Raw genomic sequence first — 25,305 nt, 5'->3', positions numbered from 1 at the left:
ATCGAGAGGTGTTCACCTCGCGGGGGCCGGGACATCGCTACAGCCCTGTGGCAGCCGGTTCTGCTACCGTGCCCACGCCCCCCATGTCCGCTCTCGACGCCACCTCCACCACCATCAACCGGACGCACGCGCCGGATCTCATTCCCGGCTACCGCCTGGAGAAACTCGTCGGCACCGGCGGCATGGGCGAGGTGCACAAGGCCACCCAGCTGTCCCTGGGCCGCACGGTGGCCATCAAGCTGCTCAGCCCCCAGCTGGCCCAGGACGAGAGCTTCGTCGCCCGCTTCCAGAAGGAGGCCGCGGCGCTCGCCACCCTGCACCACCCCCACATCGTCTCCATCGTCGACAAGGGCAGCACGCCCACGACGTACTACCTGGTGATGGAGTTCGTGGATGGGCCGTCCCTGCGCGAGCGCATCCGCCAGCCCCCGGCGGACGCCTTCGAGCACCTGCGCATCATGATGCAGATCTGCCGGGCCATCGAGTACGCGCACCACCGGGGCGTCATCCACCGCGACCTCAAGCCGGAGAACATCCTCTTCGACATGCAGGCGGGCGACCTGCCCAAGGTGACGGACTTCGGGCTCGCGTCCTTCCTGGAGGACACCAGCGCGCGCTTCGCCCTCACCAGCACGCACGTGGCCATGGGCACGCTGTCCTATATGGCGCCCGAGCAGCGCGTGGACGCCAAGAGCGCGGACGCCCGGGCGGACATCTTCGCGCTCGGCCTCATCTTCTATGAGTTGCTCGTGGGGGAGCTGCCCGCGGGCCACTATGATCCGCCCTCGCGGCGCAAGCCCGGGTTGGATCCCCGCCTGGACGGCATCATCGCCCACTGCCTCAAGCAGTTGCCCGCGGACCGCTACGCCAGCGTCACCGCGCTCATGCGGGACCTGGAACCGCTCATCCCCCACTACACCACGCTGTCGCCCACGAAGCTCAGCCGCACGGAGCGGCTGAAGCAGAGCCTGGCGCGCGTGATGCGCACCTGTCTGCAGGTGACGGCCGCGCTGCTCGTGGTGGCGGCGGTGGGCGTGCTGGGCGCCGCGTGGCTGCGCAACTCGGAGCAGCGCGTTCCGGTGACACCGGGCACCGCGCTGACCGCGGACCTGGGCCCGCCCTCGGTGCAGCCGCTCGCGGGACGGCTGTCCTCGGTGGAGGGCGAGCCGCGCAAGGTGACGCTCGGAGAGGGCCCCGACAAACCCTCGCTGCTGGTGTCCGGCCGGCCCCTGGTGCTGGAGGACCGCAAGCTCGTCTTCCCGGCGGTGGAGGGCCAGTCGCGCGTGGGCCTCATGCGCGTGGACGTGCCCAACATGCGCGGAGACCAGGCGCGCTTCGTGGCCCGGGTGAACGCCCGCGGCCCGGAGTTGACGTTCGGCACGCGCCTCAAGTCCCTGTTCTACGGCCCTCCGCCCCCGCCCGAGACCGCCCTGCTGCTGCTCGGCAGCACGGGCCGCTACGTGGCCCTGGTGTACAGCGGACAGGGCGCCCCGCTGCGGCTCGAGTGGAACCTCGGGGAGAAGCGCGGGACGATGATCGGCCCCGACTCGCCCGAGGGCCCCGTGGAGCTGGAGCTGGACGTGGACGAGGAGGGCGTGCTCATCGCCTCCGTGGGAACCAAGGAGGACCGGCGCCCCGTGGCCGAGCCCCTGCACCTGGGCCCGAACTGGCAGGACAAGCGCTTTGGCGACGAGCCCGTCCCCGCCCTGGGCTGCATCGAGGGCATGTGTCAGGCGGAGAACTTCGGCTACACGGTGCGGCCCGTGCCCCGAAGCGGGCCCCCGGGCGCCATCGTGGAGGCCGCGCGGCAGGAGGCCCCGAGGGTGGCGGCCCCCGCCCCGGCGAAGAAGACGGTCCACAAGCCCGCTCCCTCCCGGGGCAAACGCTCGAAATAGACGCGGCCGCGCCAGCGCGGTGCATGCGGATGTGGCCCCGCCCAGGGCTTTGAACTATCCCTGGGTCCTCTATGCGCACGCCCCCCCGCCGAGTCCTGCCCGCGCTCCTGCTCGCCACCGGACTGTTGTCCGGCTGTGCCGCTCACACGCCTTCGTCCACCGAGGTGCTCGAACGGGCCGCCACGGCGGCGGGCAAGGGCGCCTCCGAGGCCCGCACGCTCGCCTTCGCCGGCTTCCATGCCTGGCTGGTGAAGGGAGACGCCGCGGCCGCCCAGGCCCGCTTCGACGAGGCCACCGCGAAGGATCCCGCCGATCCCTACGTCCTCTATGGACAGCACCTGCTCGCGCGCCGCTCCGCCCAGCCCCGACGGGCCCTGGATGCGGCGCTCGCGGTGGCCACGCGCGCGCCCACCCATCCGCTCGCGGTGCCCAGCGCGCGCTACGCGCTGGAGCTGGCGGGCAGCTCGCCCGCGCTGGATGACGTCATCCTCACGGGCCTGCACGCCGCGCTCGACGCCGGAGCCACGGGCGAGGCCGCCCAACTGTTGCGCGCCAGCCAGGCGTCCATCCTCGGCACCCGGAGCGACCGCGCCGCCCAGGCCGCCACCTTGAAGGACATGGGCGCGGCGGACACCGCCACGCTGCTCGGGCCCTTCTCGCCCTGGCACCTGCTCGGCTTCGACGAGCCGCTCGCGCCGGAGAAGTCCGGCTCGCTGGCGGGCCCCTTCACCGGCCCCTTCGGCGCGCTCCCGCCCCGCATCCTCCGCGCGCCGGACGGCCGTCTGGACGTGGCGGGAGAAACGTCCTCCGGCGACGTCTACCTGCTGGCGCTGGACGCGGAGGTGCCCGAGGAGGGCGACTACGTGGTGCGCGCCGCGTCCGCCTCCACGTACGCGCTGAGCGTGGATGGCACGCCCACCCTGGAGCGCCGGGGCTTCGCGCGGGCCTCGTCCACCGTGGCCACGCGTGCCCTGCGGCTCACCGCGGGCCGCCACCGCATCCTCGTCAAGCTCCTGAGGGATCAGCGCTCGGCCAACGTGAGCGTGTCGCTGATGCGCGCGGACGGGCGCCCCTCCAACGTGAGCTACAGCCCGGCCGCCGGTGCCGCGCCCGCCACATGGGGCGGTGCCCCGAAGGACGCCCGGGTGCCGCTCGTCTACCCGCGCGCCGAGGAGCTGGCGGCCGCGCTCGCCGAGGAGGCGGGACCCCTGCTGTCGGACTTCATCGCCATCCGCGACGGCATGGCGCGGGATCCGGACGGCGCCTGGCGGTTGATGACGCGATTGCAGGGCGCCAGCCAGACGGCCGCCGTCCTGTCGCTGCGCGCCGAGCTGGCCGCCCAGGACCGGACCATCCCCAGCAAGGTGGCGCGGGGCCGCGCGACGAGGGATCTGGAGGCGGTGCTCTCGAGGGATCCAGGCGACGTGACGGCGCTGTTGGTGCGCGCCGAGCTGTCCCTCAATGACAACCAACCGGCCGCGGCGCTGGAGACGCTCAAGACGGCGCGCGCGGCGGTGAAGAACGCGGGCTGGCCCGTGTTCCTGTTGGAGGCGCGCGCGGCGCTCGCCCTGGAGGTGGACAGCTCCGCCGAGGAGAGCCTCCAAGGGGCGCTCCAGGCACAGCCCGGCCTGTGCGAGGCGCTGGGGCTGCGCTACAGCCTGGCGCGGCGCCGCGACGCCGTGGAGCGCGCGGATGAACTCATCGCGTCGATGGAGAACTGCCCGGGTGCCATCGTCCGGGCGGCCGATCACGCGAGGATTCGCGGAGACCTGGCGCGCACCGAGGCGCTCTACCAGGAACAGCTCACGCGCAACCCCGGGGACATCTCGACGGCGCTGGCCCTGGCGGCCGCGCAGGTGGCCCAGCGCCGCTTCGCCGAGGCCACCCAGACGCTCAAGGAGCTCAGCCTGCTCTGGCCGCGCAGCCCGCGGGTGCTGGAGAAGTGGGCGGACGTGCGGGAGCTCGCCGGGGACAAGGAGGGCGCGCTGGCGCTGCGCGAGCGCTCGCTGCTGCTCGATGGAAGCAACCTGTCCCTGCGCCGCGCCGTGGTGCGCGCGAAGACGGGACAGGAGCTGTTGCAGGCGCACGCCATCGACGGACGCCAGGCCATACGCGACTACGAGGCCAACCCCGGCTCGGAAACCGCCTCCGCCGCCTACGTGCTGGACGCGGCGGCCACCCAGGTCTACCCCGACGGCTCCCAGGTGAGCCGCATCCACCTGCTGCAGAAGGCGCTGGAGCAGAGCGGCGTGCAGGAGATCGCCGAGGTGCGTCTGCCCTCGGGCGCGCAGGCCCTGGCGCTGCGGACGATCAAGGCGGATGGCACGGTGCTCGAGCCGGAGAACATCGAGGGCAAGGACACGGTGAGTCTGCCCGGGGTGCAGGTGGGTGACTTCGTGGAGATGGAGTACCTGCTGGCCGAGCCCGCGCGCGGACCGGCGCAACCCGGCTTCAAGGCGTCGGACTTCTATTTCAGCGTCGCGGAGATGCCGGACCACCGGGCGAGCTACACGGTGGTGGCGCCCAAGGGCACGGGCATGCGGGTGGACGCGCACAACGTCCAGGTGTCCCCGCCCCAGGTGAAGGGAGACGAGGAGATCTTCACCCACGAGGTGCGCAACGTGCCGCCCCTCATCCCCGAGCCGGACGCGCCCTCCAGCAAGGAGTACCTGCCCTTCGTGACGGTGGGCGCGGGGACCACGGGCAATGACAGCCTGGTGAAGGTGTACGCGGACGCCTTCCTGGATCGGGGCTCGCTCAACTGGGAGGTGGAGGCGTTCGCGCGCGAGGCCGCCGGGGACAAGAAGGGGCTGGAAGCGGCCCGGGCCCTGTACACGGCCGTGATGAAGCGCTTCAGTGGCCGGGACTCGGGGCTGTCGCAGTCGGCCGCGTCCTCCATGGCACAGGATCGGGGCAGCCGCCTGTGGCTGCTCAAGACGGGGCTGGAGTCGCTGGGCATTCCCACGCGCATCGCGCTGGTGCGCACCTACTCGGTGGACCCCGCTCCCTACCTCTTCCCCGAGGAGTCGCTGATGTCCTTCGTGGCCCTGCGGGCGGACATCCCCGGTACGGGACCGGTGTGGATGGACACGAGCACGCGCTTCGCGCCCTTCGGCGAGCTGCCCGAGACGGCGCTGGGCGAGCTCGAGGCGTACCTGATGCCCGAGCCCGGCCGCGCCCTGGAGAAGGTGAAGACGCCTCCCCTCCAGGCGCAACCCGGCAAGCAGGTGAAGCTGGGCCTGGAGGTGGACGCGACGGGTCAGCTCACCGGAAAGGGCGAGGAGGTGTACTCGGGCTATGAGGCGGCCCAGCTCGCCGAGGCCTTCGAGGCCATCTCCGGAGACCGCCGCCGCCAGGCCATGCAGGGCGCGGTGGGCCGCTACTTCAACGGCGCGGAGCTCACGGAGCTGGTCTTCGATCGCAAGGAAGAGGTGGGGGCTCCCTTCACGGTGCGCTACGCGTTCAAGACGGCGAACTTCGCCCGCGTGGAGGGCTCGGCGATGCTGGTGCCGCCCATCACCATGCCCGCGACGCTGGGCCGGCAGTACGTGCAGCTGAGCACCCGCACCATCCCGCTATTCCTCGACCGCACGGACGCGAGCCACACGGTGGTGACGCTGAAGATGCCCCAGGGCTACAAGCTGACGGACCCCCAGGCCCAGTTGAAGTCGGAGAGCCCCTTCGGCCGCCTGTCCCGCACGGAGAAGCAGGCGGGAGACACCCTCACCGTCGACGAGACACTGCGGGTGGAGCGCGGCCGCATCCCGGTGAAGCAGTACGAGGACTTCGCGCACTTCGCCGGCGAGGTGGACCTCATCCAGTCCCGCGACCTGGTGCTCAAGAAGTAGGAGGAGGAGCCGGCCGGACTACTCGAACCGGCCGTGCCGGCCCGCGCCGCCGGAGAAGCGCTTCGCGCCGGCCAGCCCCTCGGCCTCGAGAATCCCGGCGCCGCCCTGGAACTCCTGGAGGAGCGCTTCCTCCAGGGGCAGCCCCACCTGGGCATGGGCCGAGCGCCGGTCCGCGTTCATGCACGCCTGGGGAAACGCGGCGATCTCCCGCGCGAGCTGTTCGGCCGCCTCGCGCGCGGAGCCTCGGGGGACCACGCGGTTGACGAGCCCCATGTCCAGGGCCTCCCGCGCGGACACCGGACGGCCCGTGAGGATGAGATCCATCGCGCGCGACAGGCCGATGAGCCGGGGCAGCCGCACCGTGCCTCCGTCGATGAGCGGAACGCCCCAGCGGCGGCAGAACACGCCCAGCACGCTGTCCTCCTCGGCCACCCGGAGGTCACACCACAGCGCCAGCTCCAGTCCCCCCGCGACGGCATGGCCGGAGAGCGCGGCGATCACGGGCTTGCTCAACATCATCCGCGAGGGACCCATGGGGCCGTCGCCCTCGGGCGAGAGGTGCGGCAGGCGCCCCTCGGCCACCGCCTTCAAGTCCGCGCCCGCGCAGAAGGTGCCCCCGTCTCCGAAGAGGACACCGACCTTCGCCTCCGCGTCGGCGTCGAAGTCACGAAAGGCCGCGACGAGCGCCTGGGCCGTGGGTCCATCCACGGCGTTGCGCACCTGGGGTCGGTGGAGGACGACGGTGGTGACGGGACCGTTCTTCTCGACGCGTACGCTCATCAGATCCAACCAAGCTGCAACCGCGCCACGTCCGACATGCGGCCCTGGTCCCAGGGCGGATCCCAGACGAGCTGCACGTCCGCCTCCGTCACGCCCGGCACGCTCCTCACCTTCTGCCGCACGTCCTCCACCAGCACCGGGCCCATGCCGCAGCCGGGCGCGGTCACCGTCATCTGGATTTCCACCCGGTTGCCGCCCTCGGGCAGCGGCGTGGCCTTGCACTCGTACACGAGCCCCAGCTCCACGATGTTCACCGGAATCTCCGGATCATACACCGTGCGCAGCTGCTCCCAGATCCGCTCCGCGTCGAACTCGCCCTCGGCGACCGCCTCCGAGGGAGTCTCCACGGGCTTCGCGTTCTGCGCGAGCTGCGCGAGGTAGTCGGCCCCCAGCACCTCGACGTCCTTCTCGTCGATGCGCATGAGCTGCCCGTAGTCGCCCTGCACCGTCACGTTGCCGCCGAGCGTCTGCAGCACGCGCACCTCGGTGCCCTCGGGCACCACCACGCGCTCGCCGCTCGGGATCATCGTCACCTCGCAGTCACGCGAGAGCAGTGTCTGTAACCCTCTCATCCAGATGTCCCTCCCTACTCCTCCGTCGACACCGAGGCTTCCTTGCCCTCGAGTGCCGCGCGCAGCGCATGCCACGCCAGGCTCGCGCACTTCACGCGCGCGGGAAAAGCACTCACCCCGGAGAGCACCGCCAGCTTGCCCAGCGCCTCCAGATCCACCCCCTCGGGGCCTTCCGTCACCAGCTGGTGCACCTGCTCGAAGAGCCGCTCGGCGTCCGCCCGCGACAACTCCTTCACCGCCCCCGTCATCAACGACGCCGAGGCCCGGGAGATGGCGCACCCCTGCCCCACGAAGCCCACGTCCTGGATGACATCCCCCTCCACGCGCAACGTCACCGTGAGCTGATCCCCACACAGCGGGTTGTAGCCGTCCGCGCGCCGGTTGGCGCCCTCCACCTCGCGGAAGTTGCGGGGCCGCTTGCCGTGCTCCAGCACCACCTCTTGATAGAGATCCTGCAGCTCCGAGCTCATGCGAACACCTCCCGCACCTTGTGCAGCCCGCGCACCAGCGCGTCGATGTCCTCGCGCGTGTTGTACAGGGCGAGGCTCGCGCGCACCGTGGCCGCCACGCCGAAGCACGCGAGCAGCGGCTGCGCGCAGTGGTGTCCCGCGCGGATGGCCACGCCCTCGCGGTCCAGGATGGTGCCCACGTCATGCGCGTGCACGTCCTCCATCAGGAAGGACAGCACGCCCGAGCGCTCCTTCGCCTTCCCCATGATCCGCAACCCCGGCACGCTCTCCAGGGCCTGGGTGCCATACTCCAGGAGCTCCTGGTCATGCGCGGCGATGGCGTCGCGGCCCACCGAGTCGAGGTAGTCCAGCGCCGCCGCCAGGCCAATCGCTCCCGAGATGTCCGGGGTGCCCGCCTCCAGGCGGTACGGCAGGCGGTTGTAGACGGTCTTGTCCAGGGTGACGGAGAGGATCATGTCCCCACCGCCCTGCCAGGGAGGAAGCGTCTCGAGCACCTCGGCCTTGCCATACAGCACGCCGATGCCCGTGGGCCCGAACATCTTGTGCCCGGAGAGCGTGTAGAAGTCGCAGTCCAGCTCCCGCACGTCCACGCGGAAGTGCTGCATCGCCTGGGCACCGTCCACCAGCACGGGCACGCCGCGCGCATGGGCTCGCCGGACGAGTTCGCGGATGGGATTCACCGTCCCCAGCGCGTTGGACACGTGCGTCACCGCGAACAGACGCGTGCGCTCCGTGAGCAGCGAGTCGAGCAGGTCCAGCCGCAACTCCCCCCGCTCGTCCACGGGCACCACCTTGAGCGTGGCACCCGCGTGCTGGCAGAGCATCTGCCAGGGGACGATGTCCGAGTGGTGCTCCATGCCGGTGATGAGGACTTCATCCCCCGGGCCCACGCGGCTGCGTCCGTACGTCTGCGCCACCAGGTTGATGGCCTCGGTGCAGCCGCGCACGAAGATGATCTCCTTCGCCTCGCGGGCGTTGATGAACTTGCGCACCCGCTCGCGCGCGCCCTCGTAGGCATGGGTGGCCCGCTCGGAGAGCGCGTGCACGCCGCGGTGCACATTGGCGTTGTCGTGCGTGTAGTAGCGCACCAGCGCGTCGATGACGGCCTGGGGCTTCTGCGTGGTGGCGGCGCTGTCCAGGTACACCAGCGGCCGGCCCCGCACCTCCTGGTGGAGGATGGGGAAGTCCGCGCGGATGCGCGCCATGTCCAGGTTTGCTCCGCTCATGCCCGTCCCTCCTTGGCGGCACCGGGAAGCTTGTGAATCAGCAGTTGTTCCACCTGGGCGCGCAGCGGCTCCAGGGGAATGGCCCCCACCACCTCCTGGGCGAAGGCGAGCGTCAGCAGCCGCTCCGCCTCGCTCCGGGGAATGCCGCGCGAGCGCAGGTAGAAGAGCGCCTGTTCATCCAGGCGGCCCACCGTGGCGCCGTGCGCGCACTTCACGTCGTCCGCGAGGATTTCCAACTGGGGCCGGGCCTCGGCGCTCGCCTTCTCCGACAGCAGGAGGTTGCGGTTGGCTTGGCGCGCGTCCGTGCGCTGCGCGTCCACGCGCACCATCACCTTGCCGTGGAAGGTGCCACGCGACTGGTCATCCAACACGCCCTTGTACAGCTCGCGGCTCGTGCAGCGTGGGTGGGCGTGGTCCAGGTTCGTCCAGTGGTCCAGGTGCTGCGAGCCCTGGCCCACGTACAGGCCGTTGAGGGTGGCTTCACCGCCCTCGGCGCCGAAGAGCGCATGCACCTCGCTGCGAGCGAGCGCTCCGCCCAGCGACAGCACATGCGAGGCGAACTGGCTGTCCCGGCCCAGCGACACATGCAGGGCGCCGATGTGAAGGGCCTCCTCGGACTCCGCCTGCAACTTGAGATGGGTGAGCCGGGCGGCGTCACCCACCGTCACCTCCGTCACCGTGTTGGTGAAGGAGACGCCCGGCTGCGCGCCCACGTAGCTCTCCACGAGCGTCAACTCACTGCGCGCCCCGGCGCGCACCACCACCCGAGGGCTCGCCAGCGCCAGCGTTCCCACGCCGCGCGACAGGAAGAGCAACTGCACGGGCTCCGCGCACACCGTCCCGGGCGCCACGTCCACCCAGGCGCCCTCCTCCAGCAGCGCCGCGTTGAGCGCGGTGAAGGGGCTCGCCTCCGCGCGGGCCCGCTGGCCCACGGCGTCCTCCGGGACCTCGCCCGCTTGCAGCGCCTCGCGCAGGCCGCGCACCGTCAGTCCCTCGGGCACGCCCTCCAGCCGCGACAGCTCGCGCACGAACCAGCCATCCACGAACACCAGCCGGGGACCCGCGCCGGGCAACGACAGCCGCGCCACCGCCTCCGTCATGCTCGCCTCGTGCACGGTGTGCACCGGGGCGAACGTCCGCTCACGCACGGGGGCCACGTTCGTGTACTTCCAATCCTCCAGGGACGTGGTGGGGAAACCCTGGCGCGCGAGCTGGGCGATGCCGTCCTGCCGCAGGGCGCGCAGCCACGCGGGAGCCCCCGCGGCGCGCTCCGCCTGGAAGCGCTCGGCCAGGTCCAGGTAGTGCCGCAGCCCACCCTCCGCCGTCACGGCCGCGCCTCCTTGCCGCCCTTGCCCTCGTTGAGCCAGGCGTAGCCCTTCTTCTCCAGCTCCAGCGCCAGCTCGCGCCCGCCCGTGCGGACGATGAGCCCCCCGGCCAGCACCGACACCTTGTCCGGCACCACGTACTCGAGCAGCCGCTGGTAGTGGGTGATGACGAGCATGCTGCGCTCGGGCGTGCGCAGCGCGTTGATGCCGCCGGAGACGATGCGCAGCGCGTCGATGTCCAGGCCCGAGTCCGTCTCGTCCAGCACGGCCAGGCGCGGCTCCAACACCGCCATCTGGAAGATCTCGTTGCGCTTCTTCTCGCCGCCGGAGAAGCCCTCGTTCACCGAGCGCTGCATGAACGCCGGATCCAACTCCACGAGCTTGCTCTTCTCCCGCGCGAGCTTGAGGAAGTCCATGGCGTCCAGCTCCTCCTTGCCCTCGGTGCGCCGCCGGGCGTTGAGCGCCGTGCGCAGGAAGTGCAGGTTGCCCACGCCCGGAATCTCCACCGGGTACTGGAAGGCCATGAACACGCCCGCGTGGGCGCGCGCCTCGGGAGGCATGGCGAGCAGATCCCGCCCGTCGAAGAGCACCTGGCCTCGCGTCACCTCGTAGGTGTCACGGCCGGAGAGCACCTGCGACAGGGTGCTCTTGCCCGAGCCGTTGGGGCCCATGATGGCGTGCACCTCACCGGGCTGGAGCTCCAGGTTGATTCCCTTGAGGACCTCGCGGCCCGCCACGCGCACGTGCAGGTCCTTGATGCTGAGCAACGGCTTCATCCCACGCTTCCTTCCAGGCTCACGCTGAGCAGCTTCTGCGCTTCCACGGCGAACTCCATGGGCAGTTCCTTGAAGACCTGCCGGCAGAAGCCATTGACGATCATCGACACGGCGTCTTCCTTCGAGATGCCCCGCTGTTGGCAGTAGAAGAGCTGGTCCTCGCCGATCTTCGACGTGGACGCCTCGTGCTCCACCTGCGCCGAGGCGTTCTTCACCTCGATGTACGGCAGCGTGTGGGCGCCGCACTTGCTGCCGAGCAGCAGCGAGTCACACTGGGTGTAGTTGCGCGCGCCCTCGGCGCTCTTGAGGACCTTCACGAGGCCCCGGTAGGTGTTCTGCCCGAGGCCCGCGGAGATGCCCTTGGACACGATGGTGCTCTTCGTGTTGCGGCCCAGGTGGATCATCTTCGTGCCCGTGTCCGCCTGCTGCCGGTGGTTGGCGAGCGCGACGGAGTAGAACTCCCCCACCGAGTCATCCCCCTTGAGGATGACGCTCGGGTACTTCCAGGTGATGGCCGAGCCCGTCTCCACCTGCGTCCAGGAAATCTTGGAGCGGTGGTGCGCGATGCCGCGCTTGGTGACGAAGTTGTAGATGCCGCCGCGGCCCTGCTCGTCCCCGGGGTACCAGTTCTGCACCGTGGAGTACTTGATGGAGGCCCCATCCAGCGCCACGAGCTCCACCACGGCCGCGTGCAGCTGGTTGGTGTCGCGCTGGGGCGCGGTGCAGCCCTCCAGGTAGCTCACCGAGGAGCCCTCGTCGGCGACGATGAGGGTGCGCTCGAACTGGCCCGTGTTCTCCGCGTTGATGCGGAAGTAGGTGGACAGCTCCATGGGGCAGCGCACGCCCTTGGGGATGTAGACGAACGAGCCGTCGCTGAACACCGCCGAGTTGAGCGCCGCGAAGTAGTTGTCCGAGTGCGGCACCACGGAGCCCAGGTACTTCTTCACCAGCTCCGGGTGCTCGCGCACGGCCTCGGAGAAGGAGCAGAAGATGACGCCCGCCTTGGCGAGCTTGTCCTTGTACGTGGTGGCCACCGACACCGAGTCGAACACGGCATCCACCGCCACGTTCTGCAGCCGCTTCTGCTCCTCGAGCGGAATGCCGAGCTTCGCGTACGTCTTGAGCAGCTCCGGGTCCACCTGGTCCAGGCTGTCGAGCCTCGGCTTCTGCTTGGGCGCCGAGTAATAGATGATGTCCTGGTAGTCGATGGGCGCGTACTCCACCTTCTGCCAGCGCGGCTCCTTGAGGGTGAGCCAGTGGCGGTAGGCGCGCAGACGCCACTCCAGCATGAACTCCGGCTCGCTCTTCTTGGCGGAGATGATGCGGATGATGTCCTCGTTGAGCCCCCGGGGGATCGTCTCGGACTCGATCTCGGTGACGAAGCCAGCCTCGTAGGGGCGCTTCGTGAGTTCCTGCAAGGTCGGGGTGCTCATGAGGGATTTCCTCGCACGGTGGAGGGAAGCGGTTGAGGCGCCGGCGTGGAGAGCGAGACGAGGCGCGTCGCGGGCGCGCACAGGTCCGCGAGGCTCAGCTTGCCGAGCGCGTCGTGGAGGGTGCGGTTGATGATGCGCCAGTGGCCGCGCACGCGGCACACCGTCTCCAGCTCACAGGTGCCGCCCTGCTCGGGGGAGCCATGGGCGCCACACTCGGTGAAGGACACGGGCCCCTCGAGCGCGGTGATGATCTCCGTGAGCGGAATGGCCTCGGCGGGCCGGGCGAGCCCATAGCCGCCGCTGGCGCCCCGGTGGGACACGAGCAGACCCGCGCCATGCAGGCCCTTGAGCACCTTGCTCACCGAGGGAAGGGGCACGTGCGTGCAGGCGGCCAGTTCCTTGGCCGTGCGCGTGCCGATCCCGGCGCGCGCCAACTCGGTCAGCAGCACGATGCCGTAGTCCGTCATCTTGCTCATCCGGAGCATTCGGAGTCTCTCCCACCATCCGGGCCCCCAGGGACTTCCGGGGCACCCACTGTCAGCCCTCTTTAAACAGGACCAATCTGGTCCGCATTAAAAATCGTGCCCGGCCGCTCGGTCTCCCGGTGGCTCTTCAACCATCCCAGGAAGGGACTGTTCACTTACTCGCGGGAGGCTCGGTGCCGACCGGGCCTACTCCCCCAGCCAGTAGAGATTGCGCCGGGTGCGAAGCACCTGTTCCAGGAACTCCGAAAAGGAGTTCGCGACGGACCCACAGTATTTCGGATCGGGCCACGCCTCGTGGTAACCGTCGATGAGGGGGTAACGGTCGTTCTCTTGGCGGGCCACATCCACCAGCACGTAGTTGCCATCCTGGACGTCGCAGAGGGCGTAAACCGAGGCGGGACCCCACTGGTCATCATCCTCGCCGTAGATGGCGACCCGTGCCCGGACGATCTTCGATAGGGGAAGAACGCGGTAGGGGGTATTGGGCAGCCGCTTGATCAACTCGGCCCCATTGCAATGCAGGTAGAAGGCCCGGAGGTCGGGGTCCAATGGCCAGCCCACTCGATGCTCGAACTCCTCGATCTCCTCGGGCGTAGCCGGGGGACGGGGGAAGTGGTCACGCGAAACCTCTTCGAGCAAGCTGCTCATCGGAGTGGGCATCTTCAAGGGTCCGTGTAGGGCAGATCGGGTCCCACTGTATTCCAGGGCGATTGGCCGCTGTAACAAGCGGGGTATGCTCTGTTGTAGAGATCGTGGACGCTTGGCTTCGCGGGGAAGAGGTTGTTGGGGTCCACTGGGTTGCCACCATGTTTGAGGTCCCGGATGTGGTGCCCCGGCCAGGACACTTCGCTCTCCTCGGGCCACGCGCCGAACTTCTTGCTCCACCCCTCCCGGTAGGATTCTCGAAACTTCTCCCACTGCTTGCGACGGGTCGCATTGTCCACAGGTGACAGTTCGGGATAATCGCAACAGCAGTGATGGATGCCGTAGCGGCTCCCAGCCTTGACGGAAACAGGCAAGAGGATAAGGCGTCCTTCCCAATCAAATTTGAGGTCAGCCAGCCACATGCAGCCCTTGAGTGGATGACCCTCACTGGCGCACTGCTTCTGACAACCATTCATGAACTCCCGACGGCACTGCCAGGGCCCGTAGTAGAGGGTCGTCTTCATCCGTCCTCCCGGCAGGTTCAGCCAGGGCAGTTCCTTCTTTGTCGCGGGCTGAACTCCTGGCGGCGCGCGCACAGGACCAGAGCCGCCCGTTCCCTGGGTCGTCGCGCATCCGAGGAGGAGCACCAGCAACACCACCGACCAGCCCAGTTTCATGGGACTCTCTTTCGGTCTCGGGAGATTGGAAGGATACCATCACGAACGGGTGCCCAGTCTCTTGACCCTTCCTCATGGGTCTTCCAACATCAGACAGACTCAATACATCCGGCGAACATCCTGCCGCATGCGCGCCCTTCCGCGCCCGAGAACGCATGTGATAGGTCCCCGTCTCGCATGGTCGGAATCCCAAGCGCACTGGAGCCAGGAACACAGGTGGGCCGCTGGCTCGTGGTCGAGCGGCTGGGCATGGGCGGCCAGGGCACCGTCTACCGCGTGGAGGACCTGGACCACCCCGGCGATTTCTACGCCCTCAAACTGGCGCGGTATCCCCATGATGCGCGGGCCGAGCGCGAGGTCGCCCTGATGATGACCCGGGCGGCCCACCCGGGTGTGGCCCGCTTCCATGGTTGTGCCCGCTGGCCTCATCCGCGCGACGGCGTCCTCGGCTTCCTCATGGACCTGGTGCCTGGACAGCCCCTTCACCTATGGGCTGAAACGGGTGACACCACCTTCAGGCAACTCGCCCAGGTCGGCGGTGAGGTGTCCCTCACCCTGGGCGACCTGCATGCCCGGGGCGTGCTCCACCGCGATCTCAAGCCCGAGCACATCGTCATCCGCGAGCCCGACGGGAAACCCATCCTGCTCGACTTCGGAGTGGGTTGGTACGAGGGCGCCCCTCCCCTCACCACCGGCCCCCTGCCGCCAGGCACCCCGCACCTGACCAGTCCCGAAGCCGTTCGCTTCCTGTGGAAGAGCCCCGAACGCCCCGGTGCGCACTACGCCTTCCAACCCACCGATGATCTCTACGCGCTCGGTGTTTGTCTTTACCGGGCCGTGACCGGGTACTACCCCTTCCCCGAGCATTGGCCTCTCGATGTGTTGCAGTACGGCATCCTCCATCTGCCGCCATGTCCCCCCGTGGAGGTGAATCCCCGGGTGCCTCGAGCCCTCAGTGAGGTGATTCTCCGCCTGCTGGCGAAACAGCCCCAGGCGCGCTACCCGAGCGGCGCAGCCGTCCATGAAGCGTTGATGGCGGCCATCGCCTCCGCTGGAGCGGAGTGGGACGCCCCTGTCTTCGCTCGGGATGAGGCAGGATCCATCCTCCGGCCCGAACCGCCTCGGGTGTCCTGGCCACCCCCTTCCGTCCCTCGCTCCCGACCGCGGAGCAAGCGAGGCGATTGGCCATGGCGGATTGGGCTCGCGGCGGCGTTGCTGTGGTTTCTGATGCCTGGACCGCGCCAGCCTCCGGAGCCCCCTGTTCCCGCTTCGGAATGGTCCACCGATGCGCGGGTCGGCCCGACGACCCCACGTCGCGAGGCAGAACCCCGCCCGCTTCCCAATCAGAAGCGCGCACCGTGCACCCCGAAACTCGAACTGGAGTTCTCCGGGGCGTGCTGGCTTTCACTCGAACAGCGACCGCCCAACTGTCCGCCCCAGACGGTCGCTTACGAGGACAAGTGCCTGCTGCCCGTGGTGTCCTCGCCGTCCATTCCCGTCAGCGTGGATGGAGGAGCGCCCGAAGCGCGGTGAGCACATCGAGCGGATCCGCACCAGAAGGTGCGTGAGCGGTCACCGCGTTGAAGCGGAGGTCGTGACGTGCTGGCCTCGCCCCGAGCGCCGTCACCTGGACCAGAGGAGCGACAGCGGGAACTCGAGCGCGTCGAAGGGTTCCACCCGGATATGTCCCTCGCCAGTGAAGGAGTTGGCGAGTCGCCAGTGCCCCTCCGCGAGCCGGAAGTGCTCGAGGGTCCGCGCGAGCGGGTCCACGTGCCAGAGGTGCTGGACGCCCTCACGGGCGTAGATGCGCATCTTCTCGCCCTCGTCCACGCGCCGGGTGCTCGGAGAGAGCACCTCACATACCCAGTCCGGAGCCAGGTCATCGTGTGCCGGTGCGTCCGCCCCTCCGACCGCATCCGGCAGGCGCTCGCGCCTCCAGCCCGCGAGATCCGGCACGACCTTGTCCGGACCGGGTCCGAGATGGAGTTCCGGCTCGTAGAGGAGGACCCATCCCCCTGGGCCGCCACTGCCGAATTTGAAGGGTGCGATGAGCAGCCCCCCAGGTTCGACTCCACATTGGCGTGCGGACGGGCTGGACGGGGAGCGAGGTACAGCTTGCCCGCGAGGATCTCCGCCACCATGTCCGCTGGAGCGGACTGGAAGGCGGCCTCGATGGCCGGAGCATTTCGCGCCTTGGTCATGAAGAGAGAGTTCATCATGGCGCCAGGGATGTGCAATCCACGGTCCCTCGGGATGAACGTGCCCTTGTCAGGCCGCTCCGGCGATTTCCGTCAACCTCCGCCATCGCGGCCGGAACTCACTCCAGGCGCGCACTTCCCAGGACCCTCCCCATGTCGTTCCGCTCCGTCTTCTCCCTGTGCTCGCTCCTGCTGCTGTCCGGTTGTGGCGCCGAGCTGTCCTCGGCCACCGACGTTTCCACACGGGCCCAGGCCCTCACCCAGGAGCAACCCTCCAACATCCATGGCCTCGAGCACGCGCTGCCCGCCTCGGAGCAGACGGTCGGCGGCGGCTCGGGCCATCAGGTCGTCGCGTCCATCGACGGCTTCTTCTCCCACCTCCAGCCCGGCCTCGTGCGCGGCTCCGTCCTGATGGAGCTGGATGCCGCCGGAGATGTCCAGCTCGCCCTGCAACTCCACGACGGCACGGCGTGGGTCGATCATTCCGTGCGCGACCTGCGCCTGACACAGTCCGTCTACGGCGAAGTCGAGGCCACCCTCTCCCCCCATCAACCCGTGCGCTTCGAGATCCGTGTGCGGCGCCAGCCCCACGGAGAGCAGCACGTGCGCCTGTCCTTCGCCCGGCTGTTCGGGGCCGAGTGCATCCCCGACTTCGCGAATCCCGGGACCTGCCTCTGAGGGCTAATCCGCGGGCGGCTCCCACAGCTCGATGGCGTTGCCTTCCGGATCGTGAATGCGGGCGAAGCGCCCGGTCTCGGGCGTGTCCCAGTCGGCGCGCGTCTCGACCGCGATGCCGGCGTCGCGAAGGCGCGTGAGCAGCGCGTCGAGACCTTCGACTCGCAGGTTCAGCATCCACGCCTTGTCCGCCGCCCAATAGTCGGTGTCGGCGCGAAAGGGCACGAAGACCACCGGCCCGGCGGCGGTGCGCCAATACCAGTCGTCCGGCTCGATCGTTCCCGACGGATTGCAGCCCGCGCCCACGCCGAGGTGGGTGCGGTACCACTCGGACAACGCCTTCGGGTCCCGCGCACGAAAGAAGATGCCGCCGATTCCAGTCACCGCCATTGCCGTCTCCTTGTGGCCAGGCCGCGAGGTTACGCGCACTTCACCGAGCGCGTCCGCAGCTTCTTGTTTTACCGGATTGACCGGAATGACGGTGTGCATCCAGGATTTCCCCTTGGGCCCTATCGGTTATTGGAGATGGAGATCCGGGATGCGATTCACGATGCGTTCTCTCGCTGTCGCCGCCGCGTTCGCGGGCGGCTCCCTGTCGCTGCTGTCCTCCTGCGCGCCTCCGGACGTGGACGACGCGCCCGAGGTGGGCACCACACGGGCGGGGATCAACACCGCGTCCACGACGATCGGGGGCTACCCCGTCTGGGTGCATTTCACCAACCCACCCGCTCATGGGGGAGATGACCGGACGATCCTCAACGAGGCCATCCGCCTCATCAACGACACGCCCTCGGGAGGGAAGATCCGGGCGGCCATCCACAGCCTGACGGCGAATGGGGTGTACACCGCCCTCATCAACGCCAAGAACAGGGGGGTGAGCGTGCAGGTGGTGGAGGATGGCTCCGACGAGTTCGAGGAGGACACCTCGCCGCGGCAACTGCACTCCGCGCTCGGGTCGAACCACGTGTTCTGCGGCGACCGGAAGGCGGGCGGCAACTACGGGTGCATCACCACGGACTCCAGTGGAATCATGCACACCAAGCTCTACACCTTCAGCCAGACGAAGGATCCGAACGGAGTCCTCCGGAGCAACGTGGTGTGGTTTGGCTCGGCGAACATGACCTATGCCACGGGCTCGCAGACCTTCAACAACACCGTGACGATCTACGGCGACGCCGAGCAGTTCAATCAGTTCAACACCTACTTCAATCAGCTCTTCGCCCAGAAGCACTACTCCGGTAACAACTTCTACGACGCGAGCGTCCCACGCGGTTACTGGACGGGGACGGCCCGGGTCTATGCCTCACCGGACCAGGATGGAGATCTGGTCTACAACCGGTTGAACGACATCGTCGCGAACGCGGACTGCCGGGTGCGCGTGGCCCAGGCGTCGATTCATGACTCGCGGCCGGAGCTGGTCGACCTGCTGGTCCGGCTCAAGAATGGCGGCTGCAAGGTGTGGGTGGTGGCCAACAAGGTCGAGTCCACCTCGCTCGGCAAGTTCAAGGGCGCGGGCATCTCCGTGCGCAAGCACGACGTCCACGACAAGTTCATCCTGGTCTATTCGCGGTTCGCGGAGTCCACGGACAACCGGTCCCTCGTCTTCACCGGCTCCCACAATTGGACCTACTCGGCGAACTACCGCAACGACGAGATCTTCGTGAGGCTGGAGAGCGAAGCCCTCTACTCGGCCTACTACGATCACTTCAACGACGCGTATAACAACGGCCCCGCCATGTGAGCGGCGGGACCGGGGTGCGTTCAGGGCAGGTACCGCGCGGCTGGCAGGGGGGCCTCGGTGCGCGTCACGCCCGTCTCCAGCGCGTACACCTGTCGCGTGTCGGCGTCATACTCGGACCAGGGCAGCTTCCCGTCGGTCGCGAACCCCACCCAGAGCCGGTGGATGCGATCGGCGAGCTCCCGTGGCGGTGCGCTCCCGACGAGCCCGTTCGGGCCGGTGCAGCTCTCCAGCGTGTCGAAGACGAAGGGCAGTTCGAGCCCATGGCACGCGCCCAGCGCACCGCCACACGCGGGCGAACGCCAGCCGAGCTCATAGAAGTGCGTACGCCCTTGGTGCGCCGCCGCGAACCGGCGCGCGGACCCACGGAAGACCAGGTCGTGCAGGGCCTCGCTCAGCGCATCGCCCGCCCGCCTGCCCTTCTGGTTCAGACCGTAGTCCTCGAGAATGGCGCGGGCGTCACGCACCGCACGGCCGAGCATGAACGTCGCCATCCATCCGGGAACCACGCGCCGCACCCCGGTCGGCACGAGGTAGATGTTCATCTCCTCGGCATTCGTGCCAATCAGGAGGTCGATCCCGGCACCCGCCCCTTTCGCGAGCGCCGCGAGCGGAGGCTCGGGCAGCACGTCGTCGCCATGGATGGGCAGGAAGCGGCTCAGGCCAAAGGCGGGCTCGAGCCCCGTCTCGTCGCGCAGGTCGACGAAACCCAGGAGGGGCACCGATACCCTCTTGAGCGCGTCGAGACACTGCTCGACCGTGCGAGTGCGGAAGCCCTCGACGTCGGGCGTGACGCGCAAGAGCTTCGCCATCCGGTGGACCAACCGCGCGGCGACCTCGGGTGAGCGCACCATGGAACCATGGCCGCTCTGCACGATCGCCCGGCGGAACAAGCCCTTCGCCAGGGGCGAGGTCACGAGGTCCGCGACCAGCATCGCCCCGGCGGACTCACCAAAGATGGTGACATTCGCCGGATCGCCACCGAAGGCCGCGATGTTCTCCTGGATCCAGCCGAGCGCGGCGAGCGCATCCCGCAGGCCCAGATTGGTGGGCGCGCCTGGAATGGGCAGGAACCCCTCCACGCCCAAACGGTAGTTGATCGCCGCGCAGACCACGCCCGAGCGCGCGAAGCCGCGGCCGTCCTGGACGGACGCATCGTTGCTTCCGCCCACGAAGCCACCGCCATGGATGAAGACCATGACGGGCAGGCCCCTGGCCGCGACATCTGGCGTCCAGATGTTCACGTTCAGGAAGTCGTCTCCCCGCCGCCACCCGCCGCCCACCAGCGGGCCGAGATCCACCCCCGGAAAGGCCCCATGGTTCTGGGGCGCGGTAGGACCCGGAGCAGAGGCATCCCGTACGTCCGCCCAGGGCTCGGGCGGCTGAGGAGGCTGGAACCGCCTGTCCCCGAGCGGCGAGGCGGCGTAGGGGATGCCCAGGAAACGCGCGGTGCCATGCTCGATGACACCGCGGACCCGGCCAGAAGAAGTGCTGACGATGGGATGCTCCATGGAACCCGTGGCCTTACTGCACGGCCACGGTCCGGTGAAGTTCATTTGCCCTGCCGCGGGAACCCGATCGCGGAACTCCGGTCGACCGGCGCTCCCCCTCGAATGGTTCGGTCACCAACCCGAGAAGACATGTGACCCTCCTTGACTTGGGAAGTCAAGTCGGCTCCTCTTGGAGGTGACTTCGGAGGTATGCACGTGGCGAATGAGACGAACTGGAAGGACGGCGGGCTGGAAGCGTTCGAGCGGGGCAGGCAATACGAGGAGGTGGGGCCCGACTTGGGAAGTCTCCATGAGGCCTGGCACGTGAGGACGGGGCAGCCCGCGCTCGTCCTCCAGCCCAGCAGCCGCATGGACTGGCAACCCGAGGGCGTCTGGCGGATGCGGCTCGCCTGCCATGCCCACACGTCCACGGTGAAGCTGTGGGTGGACGAGGCGCCCGCCTCGGCGTCCATGGCGGAGCTGGCGAACATCCTCGTGCTGATGACCGCGGCGGTCGTCCGCGTGGAAGGCAATCCCCAGGTGCGCGCCCACCTCACGTCCGGACTGGCTCACCCGGAGCCCGCGGCCCCTCGGCCGCGCCGGAGAAGGCACTCAGCTCGGCGGACCCTGACGCTCTCCGCCGGTCTCGCGCTCGTCCTGTTCTTCTGGATGTGTCCGTCGAACAGCCTCGGCCGCTTGAGCGCTCCCGCCACCCAGGACGCGTCGTACATGGTCGACGCGGAGCACCCAGCCCCAAGGGCACCCGCCTACCCGATGCCCGAGAAGCCCTTCCGCAATCAGGCCACTCCGCCCTGCAAGCCCAGGAGAAGCCACTTCGAGATCAATGGTGGGTGCTGGGTCGAAATCGCGCACAAGCCGCCCTGTGATCAGGAGGAGGCCGAATACAAGGGCAAGTGCTACCTGCCCGTCGCCAAGCCTCAACCCCTGCCGCAAGCCGTCGAGCCCTGACGGACGGGCTCAACTCATGGGCGCGGGCTCGGAGTCCGCCACCGGCGCGGCGCGGCGCTGGTCCCGGCCCAGCCCGTGCCGCCTCGCCGCCGTCTCGACGATGTGCTGGATGAGCTGGGGATAGGACAGGCCTGTCTCCCGGGCCCCCATCGCCACCTCGCACTTCTCCTCAAGGTAGGGATTCGGATTGACCTCGAGCAGGTACGGTTCGTTGGTGGCGCTGGACACCCGGAAGTCGATGCGCGCGTAGTCACTCAACTTGAGCGCCCGGAAGGCCGCCACCGCGGAGCGCTCGATGCGTCCCCGCAGCTCGTCCGACAGGTCCTTCGGCATCACGAGCGCGGGTTCGCCGGGTCCCTCGGGGCCGAACTTCACCCCCCGGTCCGCGATCTTCATGCGCTTGCGGCTCCACTTCTCGCCGAAGTCCAGCTCCACCACCGGCAGCACCTGGGGCCTCGCGTGGTCCCCCAGCACGCCCACGTACACCTCGCGGCCCTCGATGAACTCCTCCGCCAGCGCCTCGTCGTCGTACTGCTCGCGAATCAAGCGCACCCGGCGCGCCAGGCCATCCATGTCCTTCTCCACCCCCAACCCCATGGACGCATCCGAGCGCGCCGGCTTGACGATGAGCGGGAAGGACAGGTCTCCGTGGGCCTGCAGCGACGTGCCATCGAAGGTGGCGAACCGCGGCGTGAGCACACCATGGAACTGCAACAACTGCTTGGTGAGGATCTTGTCCTGCGCGAGCAAGAGGCCCGCCGTCCCCGAGCCCGTGAAGGGCATGCGCGCGAGCTCCAGCACGGCGGCGACATTCACCTCCAACCGGTAGTCGTCGGCGAAGGTCTCGCACAGGTTGAAGACGAGGTCCGCGCGGCTGCGCGACACCTGCCGCACCAGGTCCGACAGGCTCTCGTCGACGCGCACGGGCACGGGCGTGTGTCCCGCTTCCCGGAGAGACCGGGACACCTGTTGGACGACGGGATCGGCCTCGTCCTCCTTGGGCTGGTAATAGAGGACCGCGACGCGCAGGGGAGACAGGGCCATGGGCTTCACTCCTCGAAGAAGCGATCCGTGTAGAGGTAGTTCATGGACATCACCGTCACCAGGGACACCAGGCGGCAGATCGCCTCGCGGCTGTCATCCGGATGCAGGGTGAGGTTCATGTCCGCGGTGCGCTCGATGAGGTGCTCCACCAGCGCGCGCACCACGCCCCGGCTCACTCCCGAGTACTGGCTCACCAGGGCCATCATCCGCTGACGCTCGGCGCGCACGAGCGTCTCCGCGCGCACGGGCGCCTCTCCAGGCCCCTCGAAGATGTCCTCCAACGACTGGTCGAAGGCATCGCGCAGCTCCAGGTCCACCTTCTCGTCGAGGTCGCGCTGGCGGTAGTGGTCCTGGACCGTGCCCTCCATCTCCTCGGTGGTGAAGTCCGGCGTGGCCAGGGACACCACGGGCGGCCGCCGGCCCAGCTTCGCGACGATGGCCTCCACGTACCGCAGTTTCTTGAGCGCGCCCCACCCCTGGTAGCGCCGGGCCCAATCACTGCCGGGCGTGAGCCACACGGCGAAGGTCTCGGCGAAGTCCTCGTCCGGATGCTTCTGGGCGTACCAGCCGGAGATGTGCGTGACGTAGCGGCGCGAGAAGGGCTGCGGCTTGTAGTCGTCGCGGTAGGGCCGCGAGTAATCCCCGAACGTGTGCAGCCAGTCCTCCGTCTCGTAGAGCCGGTAGGCGTAATTGAAGGCGTGGCCCGCCTCGTGGCGCAGGTACATGAGGATCTCCGCCTCGGTCTCCGCGCCGCCGCCGAGGTCCGCCTCGATGGACAGCAGGTTCGGGTCGGCCAGGTAGAACGGCAGGCCGATGACCGGCACCCCCGAGGGGCAGCCCCACTCATCCGACAGGTAGCACTGGGGTTTGAAGGAGATGCCCTTCGCCTCCAGCTCCGCGTGCAACTGGGCGATGCTTCGCTCCAGGGGCGTACCCGCCAGCCGCAAGGACAGATCCTTGATGCGCGCCGAGAGCAGTGCCTCGCGCTGGGGAGATAGACGGCCGCGCCCCTCTCCGTGCTCGGTGGAGTGCTTCTCGCGCATCACCAGGAGGTCCGGCTGGGTCGGTGGCATCATGCCCCCTTGAATTAAGGAGGCCCTGGCCCGGCGCCCAGACCTCCACCGAGCCACGGCTGGCGAGCGGGCGAGCGGTCCCCTGGGGTGCGTCACGATTCCACTCTCCGGCCGAGCAACCGTGAGTTCCCCCATGCGATAATTCTACAACCCCCTTGCAGTGGAGTTGCCTCATGAGCGTTCGTCGCACCGAGGGTCAAGGTCCCGTCCTCACTCCCCGTCCCACCTCCACCGAGGCCGCCCCCGCCCTCGTGGAGAAGAACACCGTGAAGACGGCCACCCCGGACAAGGCGGCCTCGCCGTTCGCTCAGGATGGTTTCACGCCGGCGCAGCGCGTGCCCCAGGCGCCCCAGGGCCCTGGCCGCCTGCCCCTCGCGAGCCCCGAGGCCCAGGCCGCCGTGCGGACCGCGCTCACCGGGCTCAACGCGGGCGCTCCCCAGACGCTCGGCCCCGCGTCCCAGGACTTCGTGCCCCGCAGCGTCGAGCGCGACGCGCTCGGCATGACGCACGTGCGCCTGGACCGGCAGCACGAGGGGGTGAAGGTCTACGGTGAGCAGGTCATCAGCCACCTGGACAAGGACGGCAAGCTCGCGAGCGTCACCGGCGAGAAGTCCACGATTCCCGCCGGGCTCGGCCGGGAGACGCCCAAGCTGTCCCCGGCCCAGGCGGAGGAGCTCGCGCGCGAGGAGTTCGGCGAGAAGCCGGACAAGCAGCCCGCCGTCGAGCGCCTCATCTACCAGGACGCCGCGGGCGAGTATCACTCCGCCTACCGCGTGGAGCTCTCCCAGGTCGCCGGCCAGGAGAATCCCCGCCAGATGAACTACATGCTGGACGCCAACACCGGCGAGCTGCTGAGCCAGTTCAACCCGCTCGACGGCTTCTCCTCGGGGCGCAAGGGCAGCACCAGCGGCACGGGAACCACGACCCCGACGACGCCCGCGCCCACCTCGCCCACGACGGGCAAGGCGGACGACACCACGATGTACAGCGGCAAGGTGGACCTCTCCACCACGAAGAAGGCGGACGGCAGCTACGTGCTGGAGGACACCACCCGTGGCAAGGGCGTGGTGACGTACGACGGCCGGAACATGGACGAGCCCACCGGCCGCACGCAGTTCACCGACAAGAACGACGCGTGGGGCGAGGCCACGGACGGCTCGCGCACCAAGGCCGCGGTGGACGCGCACTACGGCGCGGAGATGACGTACGACTTCCTCAAGGACGTGCTCGGCCGCGACTCGCTCGACAACGCGGGCGAGAAGCTCACCTCCTACGTGCACGTGAGCAACGACTTCGTGAACGCCTACTGGGACGGCGAGAAGATGAACTACGGCGATGGCGATGGGAACACGGCCGGCCCGCTCACCACGCTGGACATCGCGGGCCATGAAATCGCCCACGGCCTGACCGAGCGCACCGCGGGCCTCGTCTACGAGGGCGAGCCCGGCGGCCTCAACGAGTCGTTCAGCGACATCATCGGCGCGGGCGTGGAGTGGTACGCCTCGCGGAAGAACCCCGCCGTGAAGTTCAACTGGACGGTGGGCGAGGCGGCGTGGACGCCGAAGAACGGCAGCAACGAGGACGGGTTGCGCTACATGAACGACCCGAGCAAGGACGGCTACTCCATCGACCACTACTCGAACTTCCCGAAGCAGACGGAAGTCCACGGCTCGAGCGGCATCGCCAACAACGCCTTCTACCTGCTCGCCGAGGGCGGGAAGAACCGCACGTCGGGCCTGGAGGTGAAGGACGGCATCGGCATGGACAAGAGCCTGAAGATCTTCGGCCGGGCGCTCACCACGTACATGACGCCCAAGACCACGTTCGCCCAGGCGCGCGAGGCCACCCTCCAGGCCGCCACGGACCTCTACGGCGCCAGCTCCCCCGAGTTGCAGAAGGTGAAGGACGCCTGGAACGCCGTGGGCGTGAAGTAGTCGCCGGTCGAAGACGAGCGGGCCGTGCCAGCGGGGCGCGGTCCGCTCACCG

General features: G+C 68.9%; 22 protein-coding genes. 7 read left to right on the top strand and 15 right to left on the bottom strand.

The genetic code is table 11. From position 1 onward, the window contains the following. Window positions 1-83: 83 nt before the first annotated feature. Together MEBOL_RS23450 and MEBOL_RS23445 are read left to right on the top strand one after the other, a co-directional pair. Window positions 84-1,895, top strand: a complete 1,812-nt coding sequence (locus tag MEBOL_RS23450) for a serine/threonine-protein kinase (protein WP_095982956.1) — start codon at window positions 84-86, stop codon at window positions 1,893-1,895. A 71-nt stretch (window positions 1,896-1,966) separates the two neighbouring features. Beyond that, window positions 1,967-5,743, top strand: coding sequence for a DUF3857 domain-containing protein (locus MEBOL_RS23445; RefSeq protein WP_095979540.1), 3,777 nt, complete (start codon window positions 1,967-1,969; stop codon window positions 5,741-5,743). 18 nt (window positions 5,744-5,761) lie between these two features. Here the strand turns inward: MEBOL_RS23445 and MEBOL_RS23440 are convergent, their stop codons facing one another. The 10 genes from MEBOL_RS23440 to MEBOL_RS23395 all read right to left on the bottom strand — a co-directional run bounded on the left by MEBOL_RS23440 (window position 5,762) and on the right by MEBOL_RS23395 (window position 14,132). Next, window positions 5,762-6,523: a crotonase/enoyl-CoA hydratase family protein gene (locus tag MEBOL_RS23440; protein WP_095979539.1), complete on the bottom strand. Its 762-nt coding sequence runs from the start codon at window positions 6,521-6,523 to the stop codon at window positions 5,762-5,764. Continuing rightward, complete coding sequence (gene sufT / locus MEBOL_RS23435; RefSeq protein ID WP_095979538.1) at window positions 6,523-7,095, bottom strand: putative Fe-S cluster assembly protein SufT; 573 nt, start codon at window positions 7,093-7,095, stop codon at window positions 6,523-6,525. The genes MEBOL_RS23440 and sufT overlap by 1 nt, the downstream gene beginning before the upstream one ends. Before the next feature lie 14 nt (window positions 7,096-7,109). Next, complete coding sequence (gene sufU / locus MEBOL_RS23430; protein WP_095979537.1) at window positions 7,110-7,565, bottom strand: Fe-S cluster assembly sulfur transfer protein SufU; 456 nt, start codon at window positions 7,563-7,565, stop codon at window positions 7,110-7,112. Continuing rightward, window positions 7,562-8,791: a cysteine desulfurase gene (locus MEBOL_RS23425; RefSeq protein ID WP_095979536.1), complete on the bottom strand. Its 1,230-nt coding sequence runs from the start codon at window positions 8,789-8,791 to the stop codon at window positions 7,562-7,564. Before MEBOL_RS23425 ends, sufU begins: the two co-directional genes overlap by 4 nt. Further along, window positions 8,788-10,119 (bottom strand): Fe-S cluster assembly protein SufD, encoded by a 1,332-nt coding sequence (gene sufD / locus MEBOL_RS23420; RefSeq protein WP_095979535.1) that lies wholly within the window; start codon window positions 10,117-10,119, stop codon window positions 8,788-8,790. The genes MEBOL_RS23425 and sufD overlap by 4 nt, the downstream gene beginning before the upstream one ends. Next, window positions 10,116-10,892: a Fe-S cluster assembly ATPase SufC gene (gene sufC / locus MEBOL_RS23415; RefSeq protein WP_095979534.1), complete on the bottom strand. Its 777-nt coding sequence runs from the start codon at window positions 10,890-10,892 to the stop codon at window positions 10,116-10,118. Before sufC ends, sufD begins: the two co-directional genes overlap by 4 nt. Next, window positions 10,889-12,325: a Fe-S cluster assembly protein SufB gene (gene sufB, locus MEBOL_RS23410; protein ID WP_095979533.1), complete on the bottom strand. Its 1,437-nt coding sequence runs from the start codon at window positions 12,323-12,325 to the stop codon at window positions 10,889-10,891. Before sufB ends, sufC begins: the two co-directional genes overlap by 4 nt. Further along, window positions 12,322-12,810 carry an SUF system Fe-S cluster assembly regulator gene (locus MEBOL_RS23405; RefSeq protein WP_095979532.1) on the bottom strand — a complete coding sequence of 163 codons (489 nt, stop codon included), beginning with the start codon at window positions 12,808-12,810 and terminating at the stop codon, window positions 12,322-12,324. Before MEBOL_RS23405 ends, sufB begins: the two co-directional genes overlap by 4 nt. 186 nt (window positions 12,811-12,996) lie before the next feature. Further along, window positions 12,997-13,470 (bottom strand): SMI1/KNR4 family protein, encoded by a 474-nt coding sequence (locus tag MEBOL_RS23400; RefSeq protein WP_095979531.1) that lies wholly within the window; start codon window positions 13,468-13,470, stop codon window positions 12,997-12,999. Window positions 13,471-13,472: 2 nt separating this feature from the next. Further along, window positions 13,473-14,132 carry a hypothetical protein gene (locus MEBOL_RS23395; protein ID WP_095979530.1) on the bottom strand — a complete coding sequence of 220 codons (660 nt, stop codon included), beginning with the start codon at window positions 14,130-14,132 and terminating at the stop codon, window positions 13,473-13,475. A 177-nt stretch (window positions 14,133-14,309) separates the two neighbouring features. Here MEBOL_RS23395 and MEBOL_RS23390 point away from each other — a divergent pair, with 177 nt between their 5' ends. Next, window positions 14,310-15,665 (top strand): serine/threonine protein kinase, encoded by a 1,356-nt coding sequence (locus MEBOL_RS23390; RefSeq protein WP_095979529.1) that lies wholly within the window; start codon window positions 14,310-14,312, stop codon window positions 15,663-15,665. Between the two features lie 90 nt (window positions 15,666-15,755). Here MEBOL_RS23390 and MEBOL_RS43755 read toward each other — a convergent pair whose 3' ends face one another. Beyond that, window positions 15,756-16,088: a Uma2 family endonuclease gene (locus tag MEBOL_RS43755; RefSeq protein WP_281256584.1), complete on the bottom strand. Its 333-nt coding sequence runs from the start codon at window positions 16,086-16,088 to the stop codon at window positions 15,756-15,758. A gap of 395 nt (window positions 16,089-16,483) precedes the next feature. Here MEBOL_RS43755 and MEBOL_RS23380 point away from each other — a divergent pair, with 395 nt between their 5' ends. Continuing rightward, entirely contained in the window at window positions 16,484-17,008 is a 525-nt protein-coding gene (locus MEBOL_RS23380; protein ID WP_095979528.1) for a hypothetical protein, read from the top strand. Between the two features lie 3 nt (window positions 17,009-17,011). On the opposite strand, the gene MEBOL_RS23375 is transcribed toward MEBOL_RS23380, so the two are convergent. After that, the gene (locus tag MEBOL_RS23375) at window positions 17,012-17,494 is read right to left on the bottom strand and encodes a VOC family protein (RefSeq protein ID WP_218920811.1); all 483 of its coding nucleotides are present in this window, start codon (window positions 17,492-17,494) and stop codon (window positions 17,012-17,014) included. A gap of 61 nt (window positions 17,495-17,555) precedes the next feature. Between MEBOL_RS23375 and MEBOL_RS23370 the strand changes: the two genes are divergently transcribed. Continuing rightward, window positions 17,556-18,746, top strand: coding sequence for a phospholipase D-like domain-containing protein (locus tag MEBOL_RS23370; protein ID WP_170115573.1), 1,191 nt, complete (start codon window positions 17,556-17,558; stop codon window positions 18,744-18,746). A gap of 20 nt (window positions 18,747-18,766) precedes the next feature. Here MEBOL_RS23370 and MEBOL_RS23365 read toward each other — a convergent pair whose 3' ends face one another. Next, the gene (locus MEBOL_RS23365; protein ID WP_095982955.1) at window positions 18,767-20,254 is read right to left on the bottom strand and encodes a carboxylesterase/lipase family protein; all 1,488 of its coding nucleotides are present in this window, start codon (window positions 20,252-20,254) and stop codon (window positions 18,767-18,769) included. A gap of 189 nt (window positions 20,255-20,443) precedes the next feature. On the opposite strand from MEBOL_RS23365, the gene MEBOL_RS23360 reads away from it, so the two are divergent. Beyond that, complete coding sequence (locus MEBOL_RS23360) at window positions 20,444-21,202, top strand: hypothetical protein (protein WP_425437543.1); 759 nt, start codon at window positions 20,444-20,446, stop codon at window positions 21,200-21,202. Window positions 21,203-21,211: 9 nt separating this feature from the next. On the opposite strand, the gene MEBOL_RS23355 is transcribed toward MEBOL_RS23360, so the two are convergent. Together MEBOL_RS23355 and MEBOL_RS23350 are read right to left on the bottom strand one after the other, a co-directional pair. After that, a complete protein-coding gene (locus tag MEBOL_RS23355; protein WP_095979525.1) occupies window positions 21,212-22,246 on the bottom strand; it encodes a D-alanine--D-alanine ligase family protein in 1,035 nt (344 codons plus the stop codon). Between the two features lie 5 nt (window positions 22,247-22,251). Beyond that, window positions 22,252-23,322: a putative zinc-binding metallopeptidase gene (locus MEBOL_RS23350; protein ID WP_245918767.1), complete on the bottom strand. Its 1,071-nt coding sequence runs from the start codon at window positions 23,320-23,322 to the stop codon at window positions 22,252-22,254. A gap of 170 nt (window positions 23,323-23,492) precedes the next feature. Here MEBOL_RS23350 and MEBOL_RS23345 point away from each other — a divergent pair, with 170 nt between their 5' ends. Then, window positions 23,493-25,253: a M4 family metallopeptidase gene (locus tag MEBOL_RS23345; RefSeq protein ID WP_095979524.1), complete on the top strand. Its 1,761-nt coding sequence runs from the start codon at window positions 23,493-23,495 to the stop codon at window positions 25,251-25,253. Window positions 25,254-25,305: the final 52 nt, after the last annotated feature.

The sequence above is a fragment of the Melittangium boletus DSM 14713 genome, from assembly GCF_002305855.1.
GTDB lineage: Bacteria > Myxococcota > Myxococcia > Myxococcales > Myxococcaceae > Cystobacter > Cystobacter boletus.
The sequence above is the reverse complement of the archived record's forward strand: the minus strand, read 5'-3'. Positions and strand labels throughout refer to the sequence as shown.

Excerpts from the sequence above, each read along its gene's own strand:
- MEBOL_RS23450 (WP_095982956.1), top strand. The coding sequence starts at position 84 with ATGTCCGCTCTCGACGCCACCTCCACCACCATCAACCGGACGCACGCG.
- MEBOL_RS23445 (WP_095979540.1), top strand. The coding sequence starts at position 1,967 with ATGCGCACGCCCCCCCGCCGAGTCCTGCCCGCGCTCCTGCTCGCCACC.
- MEBOL_RS23440 (WP_095979539.1), bottom strand. The coding sequence starts at position 6,523 with ATGAGCGTACGCGTCGAGAAGAACGGTCCCGTCACCACCGTCGTCCTC.
- sufT (WP_095979538.1), bottom strand. The coding sequence starts at position 7,095 with ATGAGAGGGTTACAGACACTGCTCTCGCGTGACTGCGAGGTGACGATG.
- sufU (WP_095979537.1), bottom strand. The coding sequence starts at position 7,565 with ATGAGCTCGGAGCTGCAGGATCTCTATCAAGAGGTGGTGCTGGAGCAC.
- MEBOL_RS23425 (WP_095979536.1), bottom strand. The coding sequence starts at position 8,791 with ATGAGCGGAGCAAACCTGGACATGGCGCGCATCCGCGCGGACTTCCCC.
- sufC (WP_095979534.1), bottom strand. The coding sequence starts at position 10,892 with ATGAAGCCGTTGCTCAGCATCAAGGACCTGCACGTGCGCGTGGCGGGC.
- sufB (WP_095979533.1), bottom strand. The coding sequence starts at position 12,325 with ATGAGCACCCCGACCTTGCAGGAACTCACGAAGCGCCCCTACGAGGCT.
- MEBOL_RS23405 (WP_095979532.1), bottom strand. The coding sequence starts at position 12,810 with ATGCTCCGGATGAGCAAGATGACGGACTACGGCATCGTGCTGCTGACC.
- MEBOL_RS23400 (WP_095979531.1), bottom strand. The coding sequence starts at position 13,470 with ATGCCCACTCCGATGAGCAGCTTGCTCGAAGAGGTTTCGCGTGACCAC.
- MEBOL_RS23395 (WP_095979530.1), bottom strand. The coding sequence starts at position 14,132 with ATGAAACTGGGCTGGTCGGTGGTGTTGCTGGTGCTCCTCCTCGGATGC.
- MEBOL_RS23390 (WP_095979529.1), top strand. The coding sequence starts at position 14,310 with ATGGTCGGAATCCCAAGCGCACTGGAGCCAGGAACACAGGTGGGCCGC.
- MEBOL_RS23380 (WP_095979528.1), top strand. The coding sequence starts at position 16,484 with ATGTCGTTCCGCTCCGTCTTCTCCCTGTGCTCGCTCCTGCTGCTGTCC.
- MEBOL_RS23375 (WP_218920811.1), bottom strand. The coding sequence starts at position 17,494 with ATGCACACCGTCATTCCGGTCAATCCGGTAAAACAAGAAGCTGCGGAC.
- MEBOL_RS23370 (WP_170115573.1), top strand. The coding sequence starts at position 17,556 with ATGCGTTCTCTCGCTGTCGCCGCCGCGTTCGCGGGCGGCTCCCTGTCG.
- MEBOL_RS23365 (WP_095982955.1), bottom strand. The coding sequence starts at position 20,254 with ATGGAGCATCCCATCGTCAGCACTTCTTCTGGCCGGGTCCGCGGTGTC.
- MEBOL_RS23360 (WP_425437543.1), top strand. The coding sequence starts at position 20,444 with ATGCACGTGGCGAATGAGACGAACTGGAAGGACGGCGGGCTGGAAGCG.
- MEBOL_RS23355 (WP_095979525.1), bottom strand. The coding sequence starts at position 22,246 with ATGGCCCTGTCTCCCCTGCGCGTCGCGGTCCTCTATTACCAGCCCAAG.
- MEBOL_RS23350 (WP_245918767.1), bottom strand. The coding sequence starts at position 23,322 with ATGATGCCACCGACCCAGCCGGACCTCCTGGTGATGCGCGAGAAGCAC.
- MEBOL_RS23345 (WP_095979524.1), top strand. The coding sequence starts at position 23,493 with ATGAGCGTTCGTCGCACCGAGGGTCAAGGTCCCGTCCTCACTCCCCGT.